General features: G+C 60.0%; 6 protein-coding genes. 3 read left to right on the top strand and 3 right to left on the bottom strand.

The window, feature by feature from the left end; genetic code table 11:
• Positions 1-201 precede the first annotated feature (201 nt).
• Together AB5Z09_RS17695 and AB5Z09_RS17690 are read right to left on the bottom strand one after the other, a co-directional pair.
• Positions 202-498 carry a hypothetical protein gene (locus tag AB5Z09_RS17695; protein ID WP_368195867.1) on the bottom strand — a complete coding sequence of 99 codons (297 nt, stop codon included), beginning with the start codon at positions 496-498 and terminating at the stop codon, positions 202-204.
• 18 nt (positions 499-516) lie between these two features.
• Entirely contained in the window at positions 517-930 is a 414-nt protein-coding gene (locus AB5Z09_RS17690) for a hypothetical protein (protein ID WP_368195866.1), read from the bottom strand.
• A gap of 190 nt (positions 931-1,120) precedes the next feature.
• Between AB5Z09_RS17690 and tesB the strand changes: the two genes are divergently transcribed.
• Positions 1,121-1,987, top strand: coding sequence for an acyl-CoA thioesterase II (gene tesB, locus AB5Z09_RS17685; protein WP_167564773.1), 867 nt, complete (start codon positions 1,121-1,123; stop codon positions 1,985-1,987).
• A 78-nt stretch (positions 1,988-2,065) separates the two neighbouring features.
• Here tesB and aceK read toward each other — a convergent pair whose 3' ends face one another.
• Positions 2,066-3,793, bottom strand: a complete 1,728-nt coding sequence (gene aceK, locus AB5Z09_RS17680) for a bifunctional isocitrate dehydrogenase kinase/phosphatase (RefSeq protein WP_111901738.1) — start codon at positions 3,791-3,793, stop codon at positions 2,066-2,068.
• Positions 3,794-3,999: 206 nt separating this feature from the next.
• Here aceK and AB5Z09_RS17675 point away from each other — a divergent pair, with 206 nt between their 5' ends.
• Together AB5Z09_RS17675 and thrA are read left to right on the top strand one after the other, a co-directional pair.
• Entirely contained in the window at positions 4,000-4,707 is a 708-nt protein-coding gene (locus tag AB5Z09_RS17675) for a tRNA/rRNA methyltransferase (RefSeq protein ID WP_368195865.1), read from the top strand.
• A 250-nt stretch (positions 4,708-4,957) separates the two neighbouring features.
• Complete coding sequence (gene thrA / locus AB5Z09_RS17670) at positions 4,958-7,450, top strand: bifunctional aspartate kinase/homoserine dehydrogenase I (RefSeq protein WP_368195864.1); 2,493 nt, start codon at positions 4,958-4,960, stop codon at positions 7,448-7,450.
• Positions 7,451-7,452: the final 2 nt, after the last annotated feature.

The following is a 7,452-nucleotide window of genomic DNA, read 5'->3' as shown; positions in this document are numbered from 1 at the left end:
CAAGCCGCAAGCCTCTACCCGCAACTCCGGTACCGGCAGCAAGTAAGCCGACAACCCGTTGCGAACTGCGCGCCGTCAAATAGCGCACAGTCGGCCAAGCAAAGGCCCGCACCAACTGGTGCGGGCCTTTTTCATCTCTAGCGGGTGACCTCCAGCTGCCGGCTGGCTCCGGTCATATGGCAATGATTGCTCTCACACTCCTCAGTTGGCTGGTGTCATCCACTCTTTGTTGAAGTCGCGGATAAACATCTCTCCCTCTTCATTGCGGGCGGTGACCAGATAGAAGGTGACGTTCTGGCGAAACAACGAGAGGCGGTAGAGGGCGGCGTTGTCCTCCTCCGAGAGGTTCTTTTTCGAGGTGTCGTTGATGGGCACCAGATCGACTTTGCCCTTTTTCAGCAGTTCGACACACTGGTTGAGGCGGTTGGTGGTTCTGACGACCAGCTTCTGCTCGATGGTCACCCGCTCGATAGCATCGGAGAACCACCCCTTGGGCACGCAGGCGGTTTTCTGCTGCTAGGGCGGGGATTCCAGCCCCTTCTTGTCGGGCGTGGTGTACCAGGACTGGATATCGAAGGCGATGGGGGTACTGAACAGCAGGCTGTTGCTGCGCTCGTTGGTCCAGGTAAAGGGGAAGGCGGCGATAGCGTTGCCTAGCTCGATGTTTTTAAGTCCTCTCGGCCAGGGCTGGTAGGAGACCCTCAGATCCGGGTGGCCTGCCGCTTTGAGAGTGGTGAGCACCTTGCTTGCCAGCTCGCCGCCATTGGCCAGCGTCGCTGAAGAGTAGGGGGGCAATTCGCCGGTGATAATTACCGCGCTCTGCACAGTGGCGGCCGGGAGCAGCGAAAGAGCAAACAGGGTGGCACGAAGGCGAAGGGACGAGCGGAGTCGATAAATGGCAGAGGGCGTTACCGGATAACGGATGTGCATGGCGGGTGACCTCACCTCTATCGATTGCTGACAGCGTAGCGGTTCTGGCAAGGAAAAAACAGACTCGATAAATGCTGCTGGTCGCGGTGTATGGCCCTTGAAGTTCCCTTTGGCGGGCGGAAGGGGTTGTGGCGGTTGCTCTGCTCCGGTGAGCTTGTTAGCCTGTGCGGCTCTGATAGAGGAGTGAACGATGAGCAAGGTACTTGATGAGCTGCTGGCGTTGCTGGCGCTGGAAAAAATCGAGGAGGGCCTGTTTCGGGGCCAGAGCCAGGATCTCGGTCTGCGGGCCGTGTTTGGCGGACAGGTAATGGGGCAGGCCTTGTCAGCCGCCAAGCAGACGGTCGAGACCGGCCGTCAGGTTCACAGTTTTCACTCCTACTTCCTGCGTCCGGGGGATGTGACCCGTCCCATCGTCTATGACGTGGAGAATATCCGCGACGGCCAGACCGTCTCCACCCGCCGGGTCAAGGCGATTCAGGGCGGCAAGCCCATCTTCTATCTCAACGCCTCGTTTCAGGTGCCGGCCGATGGTTTCGAGCATCAGGCGCAGATGCCCACCGGCATCACTCCGCCGGAGGAGCTCAAGAGCGAGCTCGAGCTGGTGCGCCCCTACGAGAACCTGATCCCGGCCTCCCTGCGCGATAAAATCCTCTGCGAGCAGCCCATCGAGATGCGCCCGGTGACCCTGGTCGATCCTATTCGTCCGACGGTGCAGGATCCGGTGCGCCACGTCTGGTTCAAGGTCAACGGTCAGATGCCGGACGATCTGCGGGTGCACAAATACCTGCTGGCCTACGCCTCCGACTTCAACTTCCTGCTCACCTCGCTGCAGCCCCACGGGGTGTCCTACTGGGAGCCGGATATGCAGGTGGCGACCATCGATCACTCCATGTGGTTCCACCGGGATTTCCGCTTCGACGACTGGCTGCTCTACGTGGTAGACAGCCCGAGCGCCAGCAGCGGTCGCGGTCTGGTACGCGGTCAGTTCTTCACCCGCGATGGAGTGCTGGTGGCGAGCACCATGCAGGAGGGGGTGATCCGCCGTCGCGGCAGTTAAGGCGCAAAGCGGATAGCAAAACGGGGTGGCTTGGGCCACCCCGTTTTCGTAGCTGCGATGTGCGCGGACTCTGTGGGATCAGCCGCCGCGCTGGTATTTGAAGCGCTTCTTGCGCCGGTAGGGATAGACATCCTCGAACACCCCCACCTTGATGTTGCTCTGCAGCATCTTCCAGTAGTTGGCGTCGAACATCTCCTTGTGCAGTTGCAACATGATCTCCCGCACCTGCGGTTTTTGCAGCAGGAAGGTGGCGAACTCTTCCGGGAAGATGTCGTTGGGGGCCACCGAGTACCAGGGTTCGGCGCTCCACTCATCCTCGGGGTAGCGCGGCGGCGGGATCTGGCGGAAGTTGCACTCCGTCATGTAGCAGATCTCGTCGTAGTCGTAGAAGACCACCCGGCCGTGACGGGTGACGCCAAAGTTCTTGAACAGCATGTCCCCCGGGAAGATGTTGGCCGCCGCCAGCTGCTTGATGGCGTTGCCGTACTCCTCCAGCGCGAGGCGGGTCTGCTGCTCGTCCGCCTTGTCCAGATAAAGGTTGAGGGGGATCATTTTGCGCTCGGTATAGAGGTGCTTGATCACCAGCTTGTCGTCTGTGATGGTGAGCGCCGACGGTGCCACCGTCTTGAGCTCGGCAAGGAGTTCGGGCGAGATGCGATCCAGCGGAAACTCGAAGTTGGTGAACTCCTGGGTATCGGCCATCCGGCCAACCCGGTCGTGCTGTTTAACCAGCCGGTATTTTGCCTTCACCTGCTCATGGCTCACATCCTTGGGGGGCGTGAACTCGTCTTTTATCACCTTGAACACCACATCGTAGGAGGGGAGGGTGAACACGCTCATCACCATCCCCTTGATGCCGGGCGCGATGATGAACTGATCCCGGCTCTGGGCCAGATGGTGACGGTAGTGGCGATAGAGCTCGGTCTTGCCGTGCTTCTGGCAGCCGATGGCGTTGTAGATCTCGTAATCGGGCTTGTGGGGCATGATCTGGCGTAGGAAGGCGACAAACAGCGCCGGTTCACGGGCATAGACCATAAAGTAGGCGCGGGCGAAGCCAAAGACGATGGAGGCGAGATCCGGCTCGAAGATGACGGTATCCACATAGATGCTATGGCCTGTGCTGAGCAGGGGCAGGATAAAGGGGAATACCTGCTCCCGGGCCCGGATCAGCCCCACCAGATAGGCCCCCTTGTTGCGGTAGAACACCTCTTTGAGCAGCTCGATGGCAAACGGCTCGTCATGGAGGATTTGCGGGCCGTTCTCGGCAAGATGGCGGTGGATGTCGACAATATCACGCTGCTTGTCCTCGTAGGGGAGGGTGAAGCTGTAATCCCCCAAAAGCTGGCTCAACGTCTGTGGCAGGTGGGCTAGATCGGTGCGATAGATGCGCAGCAGGGCGCTCAGGTCCGGTTTTTCGCCACGGCTGACAAAGGGGTGGATATAGAGGTTCTCGTCGCGGATATTGCGATGGCGAAAGATCCGGCGATAGACGGAGTTGAAGAAGGACTCCGCCACCTCGAAGTTGTCACAACGGGGCAGCAGATCGCTGAAGGCGCTTTTGACCCGTTTGAGCAGCTCCTGAGTGGCGTGGTGCTCCCCCATCATCTGGCGGATGGAGCTGGCGGTGGCCCCCACATGGTGGTCATAGAGGCGAATTCGCTCGCGCCCGGCGAGCTGCACCCCCAGCCAGTCACTGTTCTCGAAGCGGCTCTTGCTGCCCTGGGTTATCTCGAGAAACCGGCTGTAAAACGACTCGAAGCGTTGCAAGATAGTCTCGGCGACGGCCTGTTCCAATGGCTGCTGCATCTCTCTCTTCCTTGTGATCTGTCGGGCCGATAGCGCGAAGGATTGGGTGTAATTTGTTCACACGTCTGGCCACTATCGCAACATTCAAACGTCTGTTCAAGTGGCAATTTTCGGGGATAAACGGTAGATTGCGCCCCTGTTTTGGTGATGGTTTAGCGACTGTTTGCTGTCTGTTTGAGAGGCCGTCCGGCCTGTGAGGAAACCCGATGAAGCTCTATTTTGTCCTGGTGGCACCTGCCCGTCCTGCGAACGTGGGGGCGGCGGCCCGCGCCATGAAAACCATGGGATTCGATGCCATGCGACTGGTGGCGAGCCGGGTACACGAAGAGGAGGAGGCGAGCTGGGTAGCTCACGGCGCTCAGGAGATCCTGACTCAGGCCGAGGCGTTCGACACCCTGCCCGAGGCGCTGGCGGACATGGATCTGGTGATCGCCACCACTGCCCGTGAGCGCGGTCGCTACCAGCACTACCTCACCCCGGGGGAGATCCGCGAGCAGATCCGCAGCAAGCCTTCACTCAACAAGGTGGCCATCGTCTTTGGCTGCGAGGAGTCGGGGCTTTCCAACGAGCAGCTGGCCGAGGTCGATCTCATCAGCTATCTGCCCCTCAAGGTGAGCTACCCGTCCCTCAATCTGGGGCAGGCGATCATGCTCTACGCCTACGAGATGAGTCAGCTGATGGATGAGCTGAATACCGACGGCGCCGCTGCGGTAGCAGAAAATTTTGATAACGCCGGGCAGGTTCGGGTGCTGAAAAGCAAAACAGCAGAATTGCTGGGTGAACTCGGAGTTTCGCAGGATGAAAAACTGCATCAATGGGTGATGGACCGGGTGCCCATGCTGCCGCAGCGGGATTTGAACATGCTCCACCTGCTCTGCAAAGACCTTGCGCGCAAACTTGGCAAAGAGGTTTAAGTTGACAGCCCAAGGCCAGCCGCGGTATTGCTAAAAGCCAGCTTCGTCAACGAGTGTTCGTCATGCAGTTATTCACCAACGTCATCACCACCACCATTATTACCGGTACCACCACAGGTGGCACTGGGGCCGGTTGATGCGCTGACGAACAAGCACAGAAATCAAAAAAGGCCCGTACCCACCCAGTACGGGCCTTTTTGTTGGATTGGTTTTTAGATTGAATTTCATAGATTTACAGGGAGAGAAAGCGATGAGAGTGTTGAAATTTGGCGGGTCTTCACTGGCCGATGCAGAACGTTTTTTACGGGTGGCCGATATCGCGGTCAACACCCACGGCCAATCTCAGGTAGCCCTGGTGCTCTCTGCCCCTGCCAAGGTGACCAATCATCTGGTTGCGCTGGTGGAACAGACCAGTCGCGGCATGGATGCCAGTTCCACCCTGTTTGAAGTCAACGGTATCTTCTCCCGACTGCTGGCCGGGTTGAAGGCGGCCTATCCGGCGCTCGATGACAAGGCGCTGCTGGCCCGCCTCACCGCCGAGCTGGATCAGGTGGAGCGGCTGATGCAGGGCATTCGTCTGCTGGGCCTCTGCCCGGACAACGTGCAGGCGCGCATTCTGAGCCGTGGCGAGAACCTCTCCATCGCCTTTATGCACGAACTGCTGCGGGTGCGCGGTCTGGATCTGGAGCTGATCGTACCGGAAGAGCTGTTGGTGACCGACGGCGGCTATCTGGAAGCCCATGTCGATATCGAAGCCTCCCGCCTGCGCTTTGCCGCCAAGGGGCTGCGTCCAGCTGTAGAGGGGCAGGGCCCCTCTGGAAAAGAGTCATGTCTTTACCTGATGCCGGGCTTTACCGGTGGCAGCGACAAGGGTGAGACCGTGCTGCTGGGTCGCAACGGTTCCGACTACTCCGCAGCCGTATTGGCCGCCTGCGTCGATGCCGAGTGCTGCGAGATCTGGACTGACGTCGAAGGCTGCTACAGCTGCGATCCCCGTCTGGTGCCGGATGCCTATCTGCTGAAAACCCTCTCCTACAAGGAGGCGATGGAGCTCTCCTACTTCGGCGCCAAGGTGCTGCACCCGAAAACCATCGCGCCGGTGGCCCAGTTCCATATTCCCTGCCTCATCAAGAACAGCTTCAACCCGCAAGGGCCGGGCACCCTGATCGGCCCCGAGAGCGGCGACGATGACCTGAAAGTGAAGGCCATCTCGGATCTCTCCGGCATGTGCATGTTCAACGTCTCCGGTCCCGGCATGAAGGGGATGGTCGGCATGGCCGGTCGCATCTTCTCCGCCGTCTCCCGCGCCGGGGTCAGTATCGTGCTGATCACCCAGTCATCTTCCGAGTACAGCGTCAGCTTCTGTATCCACAGCTACGACAGTGAGAAGACCCGCAAGGTGCTGGAGCGTGAGTTCGAGCTGGAATTCAAAAACCAGCTGCTGGAGCCGCTGGATATCATCAGCGATCTGGCGATCATCTCCCTGATCGGTGACGGCATGCGCACCAGCAAGGGGATGGCGGCCCGCTTCTTCACCTCGCTGGCGCAAGCCTCCATCAACATCGTCGCCATTGCGCAGGGCTCTAGCGAGCGCTCTATCTCGGCGGTGGTGCGGGATCGCAAGGTGGCGGAAGCCATCAAGGCGTGCCACCAGAACTTCTTTGGCAGCCAGCAGTTTATCGATCTCTTTGTGGTCGGAGTCGGCGGCGTCGGTGCCGCGCTGGTGGATCAGATTGCCCGCCAGCAACCGGTACTGGCCGAGCAGGGCACTGGCCTGCGGGTAGTGGGCATCGCCAACAGCCGCCAGATGGCGGTCAACAAGGATGGCCTGAACCTCGCCAACTGGCGCGAACAGCTGGTGGAAGCCCGCGACAGCTTCTCGCTGGAAGGGGTGAAAAAGCTGGTGGAAGATAGCCACATCATCAACCCGGTGATCGTTGACTGCACCTCCTCCGAGGCGGTTGCCGTCCAGTATGCCGACTTCCTCGCCGCCGGTTTCCATGTGGTGACTCCGAACAAGAAGGCCAACACCGGCTCGCTCGATTACTACAAGGCGCTGCGTCGCACTGCCCGCCAGACTCGCCGCAAGTTCCTGTACGAGACTAACGTCGGCGCAGGTCTGCCGGTTATCGAGAACCTGCAAAATCTGATCAAGGCCGGTGACAAGCTGCGTGCTTTCGACGGGATTCTGTCCGGTTCCCTCTCCTTTATCTTCGGCAAGCTGGATGAAGGGATGGCGTTCTCTGAAGCCACCAAGATCGCTCGCAGCAACGGCTTTACCGAGCCGGATCCCCGCGACGATCTCAACGGCATGGATGTGGCGCGCAAGCTGCTCATTCTGGCTCGCGAGGCGGGCATGGCGCTGGAGCTCTCCGATGTGGAAGTCGAGCAGGCGCTGCCGCCCGGCTTTGATGTGAGCGGCGACGTGGAAGCCTTTATGGCCCGCCTGCCCGAAGCCGACGGCTGGTTCCGCGACCAGTTCGCCGCCGCCCAGCGTGAAGGCAAGGTTCTGCGCTATGTGGGTTCCATCGAGGGTGGCAAGTGCAAGGTGGCCATCAAGGCGGTCGGTGGCGACGAGCCGCTGTTCAAGGTCAAAGACGGGGAAAACGCGCTCGCCTTCTTCTCCACCTACTACCAGCCGATCCCGCTGGTGCTGCGCGGCTACGGTGCCGGTACCGAAGTGACCGCGGCGGGCGTCTTTGCCGACGTGCTGCGCACCCAGAACTGGAAGCAGGAGTTGTAAGC

The sequence above is a fragment of the Aeromonas sp. R2-2 genome (assembly GCF_040908355.1).
GTDB lineage: Bacteria > Pseudomonadota > Gammaproteobacteria > Enterobacterales > Aeromonadaceae > Aeromonas > Aeromonas veronii.
This window is presented reverse-complemented; position numbering and strand designations above follow the sequence as displayed.